A 13301-nucleotide genomic window follows, 5' to 3' on the forward strand; every position below is an offset into this window, starting at 1 on the left:
GAGGGGGTCCTCCATCAATGGCGCCCCTCGGCCGCGAGCAGCGCGGCCACGTCGGCCTCGCCGTTGCGGTACCGGCGGGCCAGCTCCCCGGCGAGGGCGTCCATCACCTGCTGCACGCCCCGCCGCCGCTCGGACAGCGAACCCTCGGCGGCGGCCAGCGCGCGGGCGGCCCGCTCGAGGTCGGCGTCGGCGAGGTCGGGGACGGCGGAGAGGTCGACGTCGGGGGTCAGCGCGTTGACCCAGGACTCGTACTCCTCCGGCGCCGCCGGCTGCACCGTCTGGTGCCGGCCGAGGCCGTGCGCGGGGCCGCGGCCCTTCTCGGCGAGGATCTCGGGCAGCAGGTCGACCAGCGAGCGCCCGTCGTGCTCGGCGCGGCGCTGCAGCTCGCGTCGGACGATGTCGAGCCGCCCCTGCAGCAGCCGCCGCGTGTAGGAGAGGTTGACCTCCTCCTGCTCGGCGCGGCGGCGCAGCCCGCGCACCTCGGCCATGGGGCGGGACTCCACGTCGGCGAGGAGTCCGGGGTCGAGCAGCGCGTCGACGGCCGCACCGCCGGCGGCGGTCGGGCCAGAGCTTGCGGAGGTCACCGTCCGATGGTGGCAGACCGCACCGCGCGCACCCGGTCGCGGGCCGCGGCCCGGGTGTCGTCGAGGGCGGCTGGCGCGTCGTCGGGGTCCACGGCGGCGCGTGACCCGCCGACGGCGAGCTCGGCCCCGGGGGCCACCGACTGCTTGACCAGGGCCAGCGCGACGACGCCGAGCTCGTGGTGCCGCACGACCGTGCCGGTGCGGCCGACCTCGCGGGCGCCGGAGGTCACCGGCGTCCCCGGGACGGGCAGGTCCTCGCTGACGCCGTCGAGGTGGAGCAGGACCAGCCGCCGCGGCGGGCGGCCGAGGTTGTGCACCCGCGCGACCGTCTCCTGCCCCCGGTAGCAGCCCTTCTCGAGGTGGACGGCGGTGGTCAGCCACTCCAGCTCGTTGGGGATGGTGCGGTGGTCGGAGTCGACGCCCAGGCGCGGCCGGCGGGCCTCCACCCGCAGTGCCTCGTGGGCGTCCAGCCCGGCGAGCCCGGCGCCGGCGGCGGTCAGCGCGTCGGCGCGGGCGGCGATCCCGGCGCGCGGCACGAGCAGGTCGAACGCGGTCGCGCCGCCGTCTCCGAGGGGCGGCATCCGGCGCACCCAGCCGCCGCCCGGCGACGCGGCGACGGCGTACGGGCCCTCCGGCGCAGGCAGCCCGGCGGCGGCGAGCACCTCGGGCGAGCGGGGGCCGACCAGCGACAGCAGCGCCCGGTCGGCGGTCACCAGCGCGGGCTCGACGCGGAGCATGAACCGCATTCGGTCGAGGAAGGTCTGCAGCGCCGCGCCGGTGCCGGGCTCGACGTCGGCCCAGGTGGTGCCGCCGAGCTCGGCGAGGACCAGGTGGTGCTCGACGTGGCCGTGCGGCGAGAGGACGAGCGCCTCGGTGCCGGCGCCGTCGGCCAGCCGCTCGAGGTGCTGGCTGGTGAGGCTGTGCAGCCAGGTGAGCCGGTCGGCGCCGGGGACGGTGAGCACGTCGCGGTCGCTGCGGTCGACGAGCCCGGCGCCCTCGGCGAGCAGCCGCTGCTCGCGCAGCGGGTCGCCGTAGTGGGTGGCCACGGTCGCGCCCTCGGCGACGACGGCGCCGGCCCGTGCGGCCAGCGGTGAGGTGGTGGTCATGCGTTCTCCGTCCCGGCTTGCCTGCATCGGCGGCACGTGCCCGACAGCGCCACGTGCCCCACATCCAGGGTGAAACCCAGGTCGGCGGCCAGACGTTCCGCGGCCTGCTCCAGCAGCGCCGGGTCGGCGGAGGAGATCTCCCCGCAGGTGGCGCAGACCACGTGCAGGTGGGGGTGCTCGGAGGCGTGGTAGACCGGCGCGCCCTTGGCGACGTGGGTGTGCCACACGAGACCGAGCCGCTCGAGCAGCTCCAGCGTGCGGTAGACGGTCGAGGTGTCCGGCGCCGCGCCGCCGGGCCCGGCCTCCTCGCGCAGCCGGGCGCCGATCGCCTCGGGGGTGGCGTGGTCGAGCGCGGCGACGGCGGCCAGCACCTGCTGGCGCTGCGGGGTCAGCCGCAGCCCCTCCGCCCGCAGCCGCTCGGCCAGCGGCGCGGGACCGTGCTCGGTCGTCACGGCAAGGAGCGTAGTGAAAGGACCCCTCTGCCCCCCACGCCTCGCACGCTCGGCGTGGGCCCCTGCAGAGGGGCGGAGAGGCGAGCGGAAGAGGTCCTCGCTCAGGCGACGGCGCTGCGGGCGTCGGCCAGCACGCGCCGCAGGGACTCCAGGTACCGCTCCGGGATGGCGTGCTCGCCGCGCGGTGGGAGGAACCGCGCGACGGTCGCCCCGGTCACCTCCGCGGCGGCCGCGGCCTCGGCGCCGAGCGCCCGCACCACCGGCTGGTCGCCCCACGACCGGCTGGCCGCCAGGTGCGCCATCGCCGCCGCGCTCTCGGCCCGCTCGCCCACGCAGTCGAACGGCTTCTCCGTGGCCCACAGCCTCCGGAACCCGTCGGCGAGCGCGACGTCGGCCAGCGGGTTCCCGCCGAACACCGCCTGCGCCTCGTCGGGGGTCAGGAAGACGGCGAAGCAGAGGAACGTGAACAGGCACTTGTCGCAGTGCAGGCACCAGCGCTGCTCGGCCCGCCCGCCCAGGTGCTCCTGCGTGTAGGAACGGTTGCAGCTGAGGATGTCGGCCTTCAGCGGCAGCGCGGCGACGGCGGCCACGGTGGCCAGCTCCGACAGCTGCCGGGTGAGGCTGAAGTAGCCGGCGCCGACCTCGGCGGCGGCCGCGGCGAACAGGCGCTCGAACTCGTAGGACTTCGAGTACTGGTGGTTGACGCTCGCGCCGTCGATCGTGAGCGTCTCCTCGTCGGCGGAGCGCTCGTTGGCGAACACGACCGGGTCGTGGCCGCCGAGGACGGCGACCAGCGTGGCGATCGAGGAGTTGATCGCGGTGACCGGCACGTGCCCGTTGAGGCCGCCCTGCGCGGTCCGCTCCGCCAGCAGCGGGTCCAGCCTGCGGCGGACCTCGACCAGCGGGACGCCGGCCGCGCGGGCGACGTCGCGCTGCGCGCGGGTCGGGTTGATCGCCAGCGCCGTCCCGTCGGGGATGACGACGATCGCCAGCGCGGAGTCCTTGCCGCCGCCCACCGGGAGCAGCGCGCCGCGCCCGCCGCCGGCCGGGACGGGGCGGGGCTCGCGGACCTCGGCGTCGAACCGGACCCGGTGCGGCACCGGCAGGTGGTTGACCGCGGCGAACTCGCCGAGCCCGTGGGTGTAGGCGGCCTGCGCGACGGCGAGCTGCGCGGCGGTGACCGGCCGCTCCACGGTGACCCGGCCGGGCGCGGCCAGCTTGTAGTAGCTGGTGCCCATGACCAGGTGCACCAGGTCCAGCGCGGCCTCGACGGCGGCACCGGGCTGCGCGGGCGCGGCGCCGGTCAGCAGCGCCGGGTCGAGGGTGAGCCGCTCGGTGAACTCGTCGTCGCCGAGCCGGTAGGTGAAGGCCGCCTCGCCGGTCGTGAGGTCGAGGGACCGGCCGGCGACGACGAAGGCGCCGGCCTCAGACACCGTGGACACGGTCGGCGCCGGCGTCGACGAGGATCTGCTCATAGGTGGCTGCCAACTCCTCGAAGTCGCGGAAGCGGTTGTAGCTGGGGGCGCCGGGCGACAGGAGCACGACGCCGCCCGGGGCGGTGCCGGCGATCGCCGCCGCGACCGCCTCGGCCAGCGACGCCGTCTCGGTCAGCCGCACGGCGGCGCCGTCGGCCGCCCGGCGGACGTCGTCGGCCAGCCGGGCCCCGGTGTCGGGGACGGTCACCAGGGCGACCTCCTCCCGCCGGGCCACCAACGTCGCGGCCAGGCCCGTGTAGTCCAGGCCCCGGTCCTGGCCGCCGGCGATGAGCGTGACCGGCCGGCCGGCGAGCGCGTCGAGCGCGGCCAGCACCGAGACGGGGGTGGTGCTCAGCGTGTCGTCCACGAAGGTGACGCCGCCGAGGGTGGCCACCGGCGCGAGCCGGTGGGGCAGCGCGCGGAAGGCGGCGACGGCGCCGGTCACGGCGTCGGCCGTGGCGGCGAGGTCCAGGCCGAGCAGGGCGCAGGCGGCCAGCGCGACCTCGACGTTGCTGCGGTTGTGCGCGCCGGGCAGGTGCGCCGGCTGCACGGCCGCGGCCAGGCCCGGGGGCAGCACGTCGGCGGGGTCGACCAGCTGCGCGGCGTCGAGGTACCCGGCGGTCAGCGGGCGCGCCTGGGCGCTGACGACGACCGAGCGCTCCGGGCAGGAGGAGAACACGCGCAGCTTGTCGCGGTAGTAGGTCTCGACCGAGCCGTGCCAGTCCAGGTGCTCCGGGGCGAGCGAGGTGAGCGCGCCGCGGCCGGCGAAGTCCGGGACGGCGGCGGCCTGGTAGCTCGAGACCTCGACGACGAGCGTGCGGTCCCCGACCCCGTCCAGGACGTCGAGCAGCGGGGTGCCGATGTTGCCGGCGTGCACGGCCGGGCGGCCGGCGGCGGTGAGGACCGCGGCGGCCAGCGCGCTGGTCGTGCTCTTGCCCTTGGTGCCGGTGACGCAGAGGACCGGGATCCCGCGCGCGGCGGCCTCGGCGAGCGCGACGCCGGTGCCGGTGGTCACGAGCGTGCGGTCGGCCAGCGCCCGGGCGTCCTCGCGGTAGGGGCTGATCCCGGGCGACCGGAACACGACGTCGCAGCCGGCGAGGTCGGCGACGTCGGCGGTGGCGGTCACGCCGTCGGGCAGCGACGCCGGGTCGACGGGGCGGCTGTCGGCGACCAGGACCGACGCGGCGCCGGCGGCGCGGGCCGCGGCGACCGCGGCGCGTCCCTCGCGGCCGTGTCCCCAGACCCCGGCGCGCCGGCCGGCCAGCTCCGCGAGCCGGAGGGACCGCTCCCGCGGGGGCGGTGCCGGGCGGGGGTCCACGGCGCCCACTGTACGGACCCGCCCCGTGCACGGACGGCGACGACGGGGCCGCCGGTAGGGTGGCCGCCAGGTGTGCCGGGAAGTCTGGTCGGCGGTGTCGTGACCGACCCCTCCCCCAGGAGCCGCCCGATGTCCACCCCGCACGGATCCACCCGCGTGTTCAGCCGCGGCTCGTGGACCGAGGCCAGCCGGATCGCCGCCGTCCTGCGCAGGGAGACCGTCGGCGGCGTCCTGCTGCTGATCGGCACCGTCGTCGCCCTGGTGTGGGCCAACTCGCCGTGGGCGGACTCCTACGAGGCGCTGCGCGACACCCGGGTCGGGCCGGCGTCCCTGCACCTGGACCTGACGCTGGGCACCTGGGCGGCCGACGGGCTGCTGGCGGTCTTCTTCTTCGTCGCGGGGCTGGAGCTCAAGCGCGAGTTCGTCGCCGGCGACCTGCGCGACCCGCGGCGGGCGGTGCTGCCGGTGGCCGCGGCGGTCGGCGGGATGGTGGTGCCCGCGGTGCTCTACGTGCTGGTCAACCTGGGCGGCGGTGACGCCCTGCGCGGCTGGGCGATCCCGACGGCGACCGACATCGCCTTCGCCCTCGCCGTCCTGGCGGTGATCAGCACCCACCTGCCGAGCGCGCTGCGGACGTTCCTGCTCACCCTGGCCGTCGTCGACGACCTGCTGGCCATCGCGGTCATCGCGGTCTTCTACACGTCGTCGCTGGCCGTCGGGTGGCTGGCGCTGGCGCTGGTCCCGCTCGCGGTGTTCGGCCTCCTGGTGCAGAAGCGGGTCCGCTCGTGGTGGCTGCTGCTGCCGCTGGCGCTGCTCACCTGGGTCCTCGTCCACGAGTCGGGCGTGCACGCCACGGTGGCCGGCGTGCTGCTGGCGTTCACGGTCCCGGTGGTGCGCAGCGAGGCGGCCGGCGGGCCGGGCGCGGGGCCGGGGCTGGCCGAGCACCTGGAGCACCGCTTCCGGCCGATCTCGGCGGGCGTCGCCGTGCCGGTCTTCGCGTTCTTCGCCGCCGGGGTGACCGTGGGCGGGCTGTCCGGGCTGGTCGAGTCGCTCGGCGACCGGGTCGCGCTCGGCATCGTCGTCGGCCTGGTCGTGGGCAAGGTCCTCGGGATCGTGGGCGCCACCTGGCTGGTCACCCGGTTCACCCGCGCGGAGTTCGCCGACGAGCTGGGCTGGCCGGACCTGGTCGGCATGGCGCTGCTCGGTGGCATCGGGTTCACCGTGTCGCTGCTCATCGGCGAGCTGGCCTTCGGCACCGGCAGCGAGCGCGACGACCACGTCAAGGTCGGCGTGCTCGTCGGCACCCTGACGTCGGCGTTGCTGGCGAGCGTGGTGCTGCGGCTGCGCAACCGCCGCTACCGGCGCATCGAGGCGCTGGAGGCGGTCGACGCCGACCACGACGGCATCCCCGACGTCTACCAGCGCGACCCCGACACGCCCGGCGCCCCGGGCCTGCGCAGGGGTTCAGCCGACGGCTGAACAACGTCGTTGCCGACCCCGGAACTGCGACGTACCGTCGAGGTACACGAGAGGGGAGGTGGTCCGAACAATTGAATTCTTATCGGACTCGTGAGGTGGCTGTCCGCTAGCCGCCGTCCAGATGGGCCGCCCGTTCGGAGTGGAATCCGAACGACGGCATGATCGCCCGTCCGTCGTACGGCGGCGAGCGAGAACCGGACAGTCACCCGACCCCCGGGCTGCCGACACTTGTCCAGTCGGCCCGTGAGCTGCCGCCTCCCGAGGTGGCGCCGCGGAGCGGCCCGGGGGTTGTCCGTCCCTGGGCACGGACCCGCCCAGCGCGCTGAGGGGGAGGAACGGCGGCCGTGCAGACCGCTGGACGTTCCGCGCCGGCCGGCCGTTGGATCACCGACGCCGTCCGCGCCGCTCCCCCCGACACCGTGGCCGCGCTCCTGCCGGCCCGCTTCCCCGCCTACGCCCGCGTCTTCCACCCCGCCGTCCGCTACGACGGCGACGTCGACGTGCACGTCCGCTGGGACGAGGTGGCCGCCGCCAACGGCACGCGGGCGCACCGACTCATGCAGTGGCCCGGCATCACCGGCTCCTGGGAGTACCTCGGCGAGGCCGACCAGCCCGGGCTGTGGAACGACGCCCCCGCCGAGGGCCACCTGGTGGCGCACGTCGCGCGGGAGCTGGCCGCGGTCCTCGGGGACCGGACCACGACGCCGGGCGAGTGCTGGTTCGGCTGGGACGACGGCGGCGCCGCCGACCTGCCCCGGCTGCGCCTGCCCCGCGCCGACCTCCTGCTGACCCGCGGGCCGGTGGAGCGGGCCGCCAGCAACTTCGCCCCCGAGCCGTACGAGCAGAGCGCCGCGCTGTGGTGGCCGGCCGACCGTGCCTGGTGCGTCGTCACCGACCCCGCGCTCACCAGCACGTACGTCGGCGCCGGGGTGGCCGCCGTCGACGCGCTGCTGGCCACCCGGCTCGAGGTGGCCCCGGCGGCCCCCGCCGACCCGGTCGCGCCCGACAGCGACCCGGTTAACGCGGTGGCCCCGCGGGCCTGAGGCTCAGGCCCGCGCCGGCTCCGGCGCGCCGGCGGTCGCGGCGACGACCCCGTCCCACGGTGTGGCGGTCAGTCCGAAGACCTCGGTGGTCGCCGTCGCGTCGACCACGTACTCCTGGTCGAACTGGTGCCGCACGTCGAGGACCTCCCGCAGCACCGGCGAGAACCAGCCGGCGGCGCGGAGCACCGGCCACGGGATGCCGCTGACCGGCAGCGGCTCCCGGCCCATCGCCCGCGCGAGGTCGCCGAGCGCCTGCCGCTGGGAGCGCGGCGGGGTGCTCGGCACGTGCCAGGCCCGGCCCAGCGCCCGCGCGTCGGTGCCGAGGGTCGCGAGCGTGGCGGCGACGTCGGGCAGGTACGCCCAGCTGCGCGGCGCGTCGGGGTCGCCGACCACCCAGGCGCGGCGGCCGCGGCGCAGCGCCGGGAGCTGGCGCACCAGGTGCGACTGCGCGGCCGGCACCTGCGGCCCGACGAAGTCCGCGGCGCGGGCCTCGGTCATGCGGATCCGGCCGGCCTCGTGCGCGGCCAGCGCCTCCCGCCACATGGCCACCCGCACGCGGCCCTTGGTGTCGGTGGCGGCGAGCGGGCTCTCCGGCGTCATCGGCGCGCTGGGCCGGCCGTAGACGTAGAGGTTGGCCATCGTCACGAGCACCGCCCCCGTCCGCTCGGCCGCGGCGAGCAGGGCGGCGGCCACCGGCGGCCAGTCGGTCGTCCAGCGGTGGTAGGCGGGGTTGACCGCGTTGTAGAGCGCGGCGGCCCCCTCGGTGGCGGCCGTGAGGGCCGCGGCGTCGGCGGCATCCACCCGGCGGTGCTCGACCGCGCCGGTGGAGACGCCGCCCCTGCGCGACAGCACGCGCACCTGGTGTCCGCGGGCGGCCAGCAGCTCCGCCGTCGTCGTGCCGACCGGGCCCTTGCCGACGATCACGTGCAGTGCCATGGCGATCTCCTCGTCGCTCCGGCGAGAGCGGTGCTCTCGTTCGAGGACGACGCTCTCGCACCCGGAGTGCAGCCGTCAAGAGCAGTGCTCTCGCTTGTGTGCAGCGCTCTCGTCGGGGAGCATGGCCGGGTGCCCACCGCCCGCGAGCGCGTCCGCGCCGAGCTGACCGCCGAGATCACCGAGGCGGCCCGCCGCCAGCTGGCCGAGGTCGGGGCGGCGGGGCTGTCGCTGCGCGCGGTGGCACGGGAGCTGGGCATGGCGTCGTCGGCGGTGTACCGCTACTTCCCGAGCCGCGACGAGCTGCTGACCAGGCTGATCATCGACGGCTACGACGCCCTCGGGGAGGCGGCCGAGGCCGCCGACGACCCGGCCGCGACGCCGGAGCGGCGCTGGGCGGCCGTGTGCGCGGCGGTGCGCGACCGGGCCCGGGCCCACCCGCACGAGTGGGCGCTGCTCTACGGCTCCCCCGTCCCCGGCTACAGCGCGCCGCGCGACACCGTCCCGGCCGCGTCGCGGGTCGGCGTCGTCCTCGGCCGCGTGCTCGCCGACGCCGCCCGGGCGGGCCGGCTGCACGGGAACGGCGGCCGCGTGCCCGGCCTGCTCGGCGACGTGGCGGTCGAGATCCTGGGCCAGGACGCCCCGGGCATCGACGACGCCGTCCGGGTGCGCGCCCTGCTGGCCTGGAGCGCGCTGTACGGCACGGTCAGCTTCGAGCTGTTCGGCCACCTCGCCGGGTCGGTCGAGGACGCCGACGCCTACTTCGCCCGCGCGGTGGCCGAGCTCGGTGCGCTGATCGGGCTGACCGCGGACGGCCCCCCGGGCTAGAGGACCGCGAGCTCGGCCTCGAGGTCGTCGAGCCCGAGCGAGCCCTGCGACAGCGCCGCCATGTGCCAGGCCTTCAGGTCGAAGTCGGCACCGCGCGCCCGCTGCGCCGCCGCCCGGCCGGCCAGCCAGGCGCGCTCGCCGAGCTTGTAGCTGATCGCCTGCCCGGGCAGGCCCAGGTAGCGGATCAGCTCGCTGTCGAGGAACGCCGGGTCGCTGCCCAGGTGCTCGCCGGCGAACGCCCGCGCGAGCTCCGGCGTCCACGGCCGCCCGCGGTGCTCGGCCAGCACGCCCTCGGCGTCCTCGGGCACCGGCAGGCGCAGGTGCATGCCGATGTCGACGACCACGCGGATGGCGCGCAGCTGCTGGGCGTCGAGGTAGCCCATCCGGGCGCCGGTGTCGGTGAGGTACCCGAGCTCGTCCATGAGCCGCTCGGCGTACAGCGCCCAGCCCTCGACGTTCGCGCTGACCGAGCCCAGCGACGTCTGGTAGGTGGACAGGTCGCCGGAGACGTGGGCCCACTGCGCCAGCTGCAGGTGGTGGCCCGGGACGCCCTCGTGGTACCAGATCGACACCAGGTCCCAGAGCGGGAACCGCTCGCGGCCCAGCGTCGGCAGCCAGGTGCGGCCCGGCCGGGAGAAGTCCTGTGCCGGGCGGGTGTAGTACGGCGCCGCCGCGCTGCCGGGCGGCGCGATCATCGCCTCCACCCGGCGGACCGGCTCGGCGAGGTCGAAGTGGGTGCCGTCGAGGGCGGTGATCGCCTCGTCCATCATCGCCTGCAGCCGCTGCCGGACGGTCTCGACGCCGTCGACGGCGGGGCCGTGCTCGTCGAGCCAGGCCATGGCCTCCTTGGGCGAGGAGCCCGGCCGCAGCGCCCGGGCCTCGGCCCGCTGCTCGGCCAGCAGCCGCCGGTGCTCGGCCCAGCCCCACGCGTAGGCCTCCTCCAGGCCCTCCCCCGCGCCGAGGTCCGAGCCGTTCCACCGGCGGGCGGCGACGGCGTACCGGTCCCGGCCGACGGCGTCCGGCGTCCCCTCCGCCCGCGGGAGGTACTCGTCGCGCAGGAAGTCGCGCACCTCGGCCACCGCGGCGTCGGCCGCGCCGGCGGCGGCGTCGAGGTCGCCGCGCACGGCGTCGGGGCCGGAGGCCGCCAGCCCGCCGAAGAACGGCCCGGTGAGCCACTCGCCGAGCTGGCCGACGACGGTGGACACCTGCCGCGGCGCCACGAACAGCCCGCGGCGGGCGCCCTCGCGCAGCGTGTCGAGGTAGCCGCGGTAGGCCTCGGGCACCCGGGCCATCCGGCGGGCGACCACGCCCCAGTCGTCGTCGGTCGCCGTCGGCATGAGCAGGAAGACCTGGCGGATCGAGTGCACCGGGCTGAACAGGTTCGACAGCGCCCGGAAGCCCTCGCCGGCCTCGTGCGCGGCGAGCTCGGCGCCGAGCCGCTCCCGCAGCAGCCGGGCGCAGCGGCGCTCGACCGGGTCCTCGTCCAGCGCCGGGTCGGCGGCGAGGACGGCGTCCAGCTCGGCCAGCGTCGAGCGGGTCAGCTCGGCCTCCGCCTCGAGGCCGGCGGGGCTGGGGTCGGGCAGCCGGTCGTCGCCGGGCCGGGTGCCCAGCGACGTCGCGACGATCGGGTCGAGGTCGCAGACGGCGTCGACGTAGCGGTCGGCCACCTGCCGGGGCGTGCCTCCCGGGGCGGTCACCGCAGCCGCTCCAGCCGCGCCGACATGGTGGGCCGCAGCGGGGTGTCCGCGCCGGCGCGGTCGACGGCGTACATGAGCGCCCCCTCGACGATGCCGTACAGCCGCACGGCGCGGGTGGTGTCCGGCGCGTCCTGGGTCCGCGCGACGAGGTCGGTGGTGAGCTCCCAGCTCGTCGTCGTGCGGGCGCGGCCGACGTACAGCTCGAGCACGCCCTCGGCGCTGGTCACCAGCAGCTCGACGTCGTCCTCGCCGCGCGGCCGCCAGAAGCCGGACTCGCGGGACGCGGGGCCCTCGACCCGGCCGTCGTCGCCGATCAGCCAGGTGCGCGACTCGTAGGCGAGGAAGTCGCGGCCGTCGTGGGCGAACCGGATCCACTGGCCGAAGCGCCGGTCACCGGCGTCCCCGCCGGCGAGCACGCCCTCGCCGTGCCACTCGCCCAGCAGCGGCAGCACCGACAGCAGGGCGTGCGCCACCTCGGGACCCTCCCGGACGTCGACGGTGTCGGCGACGGGCAGTTCGGTCGGGCCGGTCACCGGCCGGCGTCCCGGGGAGGCATGCCCGCCACCGTAGCCCGGCCGCGACCTGCGCTCCCGCGGCGGTCAGCGCCCGCGGGCGGGCCGGCCCGGCGGCGACGGCGGCACGCGGCGGGACCGCTCGGCCGGCCGCCGGGCCAGCCGCCTCGCGGCGACGCCGCACGCGATCGCCAGCAGCACGGCGAGCGCTACGAGGACCCAGGCGGCGACCACGACGCCACGGTAGGCACCCACCCGGCGCTGCGCCGCGGGACCCGCCGCGGGGCGGATGGGCGCCGTGCCGATCACGGGAGGCCACCCGCCGCGGCGGTGCCCGGCTGGGCACCTGGGCGCGTCGGGCACCCTGGAGGGGTCACGTCCCGGCGGAGCGGAGGAGGACGGCGCCATCGACCCACGGACCACGGCGGACGGCCTGCACCGGGTGGAGGCCGAGCTCGCCCGGACGGCGGCCCGCCACGAACGGGTGCTCGCGACCGTCGCCGACGGGATCTACGGCCTCGACCTGGCCGGGCGGGTGGAGTTCGTCAACCCGGCCGCCGAGCGGCTCACCGGCCGGCCCGCCGCCGAGCAGCTCGGTCACGACCAGCACGAGCTCGTGCACCACCGGCGGCCCGACGGCTCCCCGTACCCCCGCGAGGAGTGCCCGGTCTGGCGGGCGCTGCGGTCCGGCCGGACCGTCGCCGCCGACTCTGAGGTGTTCTGGCGCACGGACGGCACGCCGGTGCCCGTGGAGCTCATCGCCGTCCCGATGGTGGAGGACGGCGAGGTGACCGGCGTCGTCGTCTCCTTCCGCGACCTCACCGACCGGCTCGCCGCACGCCGGCAGGCCGAGGAGCTGCGGCGGGTCACCGAGCAGGCCGCCGTCGAGCGGGCGCTGTCCGACCGGCTGCAGCAGGCGCTGCTCACCCCGCCGCCGGAGCCGGACCACCTGCAGATCGCGGTCCGCTACCGGCCGGCCGCCGACGGCGCCCGGGTCGGCGGTGACTGGTACGACGCCTTCCTCCAGCCCGACGGCGCGACGGTGCTCGTGATCGGCGACGTCGTCGGCCACGACAGCGACGCCGCGGCGGCGATGGGCCAGCTGCGCGGGCTGGTGCGGGCGCTGGCCTGGGACCAGCAGGAACCGCCGTCGGCGACGCTGACGCGGACCGAGCGCGCGGCGCGCGGCCTCGCGGTGGGCACCCTGGCCACCGTGGCGCTCGCCCGCGTCGAGCGGCACCCGGACGTGCCGGTGGCCGGGACCCGGGTGCTGCGCTGGAGCAACGCCGGCCACCTGCCGCCGGTCCTGCTCGCCCCGGACGGGACCACCACGCTCCTGGAGACCCGCCCCGACCGCATGCTCGGCGTCGACCCCGACACGCGGCGCACCGACCACACGGCCGAGCTGGCGGACGGGCACACCCTGCTCCTCGTCACCGACGGCCTGGTCGAGCGCCGCGACGCCGACCTCGACGCCGGGCTGGCGGCGCTGCAGGAGGCCCTGCGCGACCTCGGCCAGGTCCCGCTGGAGGAGCTGTGCGACACCGTGCTGGCCCGGATGGTGCCCGCGGCCGGCGCCGACGACGTCGCGCTGGTCGCCGTCCGCGCGTTCCCCGAGGACCGGCCACGCCCCCCGGAGGCCGGCCCCAACCGGCTCCCGCCCGGCATCTCCTGACTCCGGACGACCGACCCCGGACACGGCCGACCCCGGACACGACCGACCCCGGACACGACCGACCCCGGACACGACCGACCCCGGACACGACGGCGCCCCTCCCGGCCGCGGCCGGGAGGGGCGCCGTGCGCGGGGGACTTCTTCTCGAGGACGACGGTCGTCTCCGTCAGCCCGACCTCGGCCTCGAACAACCGCTCAC

General features: G+C 77.1%; 13 protein-coding genes. 4 read left to right on the forward strand and 9 right to left on the reverse strand.

Annotated features, from left to right (window positions below; all coding sequences use genetic code 11):
* Positions 1-14: 14 nt before the first annotated feature.
* From ACI8AB_RS04755 to murD, 5 genes are all read right to left on the reverse strand, one after another.
* Positions 15-584: an RsiG family protein gene (locus ACI8AB_RS04755; RefSeq protein ID WP_456949135.1), complete on the reverse strand. Its 570-nt coding sequence runs from the start codon at positions 582-584 to the stop codon at positions 15-17.
* A complete protein-coding gene (gene ygfZ / locus ACI8AB_RS04760; protein ID WP_456949136.1) occupies positions 581-1690 on the reverse strand; it encodes a CAF17-like 4Fe-4S cluster assembly/insertion protein YgfZ in 1110 nt (369 codons plus the stop codon). The genes ACI8AB_RS04755 and ygfZ overlap by 4 nt, the downstream gene beginning before the upstream one ends.
* Positions 1687-2142, reverse strand: a complete 456-nt coding sequence (locus ACI8AB_RS04765; protein ID WP_456949137.1) for a Fur family transcriptional regulator — start codon at positions 2140-2142, stop codon at positions 1687-1689. Before ACI8AB_RS04765 ends, ygfZ begins: the two co-directional genes overlap by 4 nt.
* 101 nt (positions 2143-2243) lie before the next feature.
* Positions 2244-3575 carry a hypothetical protein gene (locus ACI8AB_RS04770; protein ID WP_456949138.1) on the reverse strand — a complete coding sequence of 444 codons (1332 nt, stop codon included), beginning with the start codon at positions 3573-3575 and terminating at the stop codon, positions 2244-2246.
* Positions 3568-4935, reverse strand: a complete 1368-nt coding sequence (murD, locus tag ACI8AB_RS04775; protein ID WP_456949139.1) for a UDP-N-acetylmuramoyl-L-alanine--D-glutamate ligase — start codon at positions 4933-4935, stop codon at positions 3568-3570. The genes ACI8AB_RS04770 and murD overlap by 8 nt, the downstream gene beginning before the upstream one ends.
* Before the next feature lie 129 nt (positions 4936-5064).
* On the opposite strand from murD, the gene nhaA reads away from it, so the two are divergent.
* Both nhaA and ACI8AB_RS04785 read left to right on the forward strand, forming a co-directional pair.
* A complete protein-coding gene (gene nhaA / locus ACI8AB_RS04780) occupies positions 5065-6414 on the forward strand; it encodes a Na+/H+ antiporter NhaA (RefSeq protein WP_456949140.1) in 1350 nt (449 codons plus the stop codon).
* Positions 6415-6758: 344 nt separating this feature from the next.
* Positions 6759-7457 carry a hypothetical protein gene (locus ACI8AB_RS04785; protein ID WP_456949141.1) on the forward strand — a complete coding sequence of 233 codons (699 nt, stop codon included), beginning with the start codon at positions 6759-6761 and terminating at the stop codon, positions 7455-7457.
* A gap of 3 nt (positions 7458-7460) precedes the next feature.
* On the opposite strand, the gene ACI8AB_RS04790 is transcribed toward ACI8AB_RS04785, so the two are convergent.
* Positions 7461-8393: an NAD-dependent epimerase/dehydratase family protein gene (locus ACI8AB_RS04790; protein ID WP_456949142.1), complete on the reverse strand. Its 933-nt coding sequence runs from the start codon at positions 8391-8393 to the stop codon at positions 7461-7463.
* Between the two features lie 129 nt (positions 8394-8522).
* On the opposite strand from ACI8AB_RS04790, the gene ACI8AB_RS04795 reads away from it, so the two are divergent.
* Positions 8523-9218: a TetR/AcrR family transcriptional regulator gene (locus ACI8AB_RS04795; protein WP_456949143.1), complete on the forward strand. Its 696-nt coding sequence runs from the start codon at positions 8523-8525 to the stop codon at positions 9216-9218.
* Here ACI8AB_RS04795 and ACI8AB_RS04800 read toward each other — a convergent pair.
* The 3 genes from ACI8AB_RS04800 to ACI8AB_RS04810 all read right to left on the reverse strand — a co-directional run bounded on the left by ACI8AB_RS04800 (position 9215) and on the right by ACI8AB_RS04810 (position 11661).
* Positions 9215-10915 carry a DUF885 domain-containing protein gene (locus ACI8AB_RS04800; protein WP_456949144.1) on the reverse strand — a complete coding sequence of 567 codons (1701 nt, stop codon included), beginning with the start codon at positions 10913-10915 and terminating at the stop codon, positions 9215-9217. The two genes, ACI8AB_RS04795 and ACI8AB_RS04800, sit on opposite strands and share 4 nt — an antisense overlap.
* Positions 10912-11448 (reverse strand): FABP family protein, encoded by a 537-nt coding sequence (locus tag ACI8AB_RS04805; RefSeq protein ID WP_456949145.1) that lies wholly within the window; start codon positions 11446-11448, stop codon positions 10912-10914. The genes ACI8AB_RS04800 and ACI8AB_RS04805 overlap by 4 nt, the downstream gene beginning before the upstream one ends.
* A 66-nt stretch (positions 11449-11514) precedes the next feature.
* On the reverse strand, positions 11515-11661 hold the full coding sequence (locus ACI8AB_RS04810; RefSeq protein ID WP_456949146.1) for a hypothetical protein: 147 nt from the start codon (positions 11659-11661) through the stop codon (positions 11515-11517).
* A 208-nt stretch (positions 11662-11869) separates the two neighbouring features.
* On the opposite strand from ACI8AB_RS04810, the gene ACI8AB_RS04815 reads away from it, so the two are divergent.
* Positions 11870-13102 (forward strand): PP2C family protein-serine/threonine phosphatase, encoded by a 1233-nt coding sequence (locus ACI8AB_RS04815; protein WP_456949147.1) that lies wholly within the window; start codon positions 11870-11872, stop codon positions 13100-13102.
* Positions 13103-13301 lie beyond the last annotated feature (199 nt).

Source organism: Geodermatophilus sp. SYSU D00698 (genome assembly GCF_054050335.1).

What these genes read in the sequence shown, in the direction of transcription:
- ygfZ (WP_456949136.1), bottom strand. Translation starts at nt 1,690, where the DNA reads ATGACCACCACCTCACCGCTGGCCGCACGGGCCGGCGCCGTCGTCGCC.
- nhaA (WP_456949140.1), top strand. Translation starts at nt 5,065, where the DNA reads ATGTCCACCCCGCACGGATCCACCCGCGTGTTCAGCCGCGGCTCGTGG.
- ACI8AB_RS04790 (WP_456949142.1), bottom strand. Translation starts at nt 8,393, where the DNA reads ATGGCACTGCACGTGATCGTCGGCAAGGGCCCGGTCGGCACGACGACG.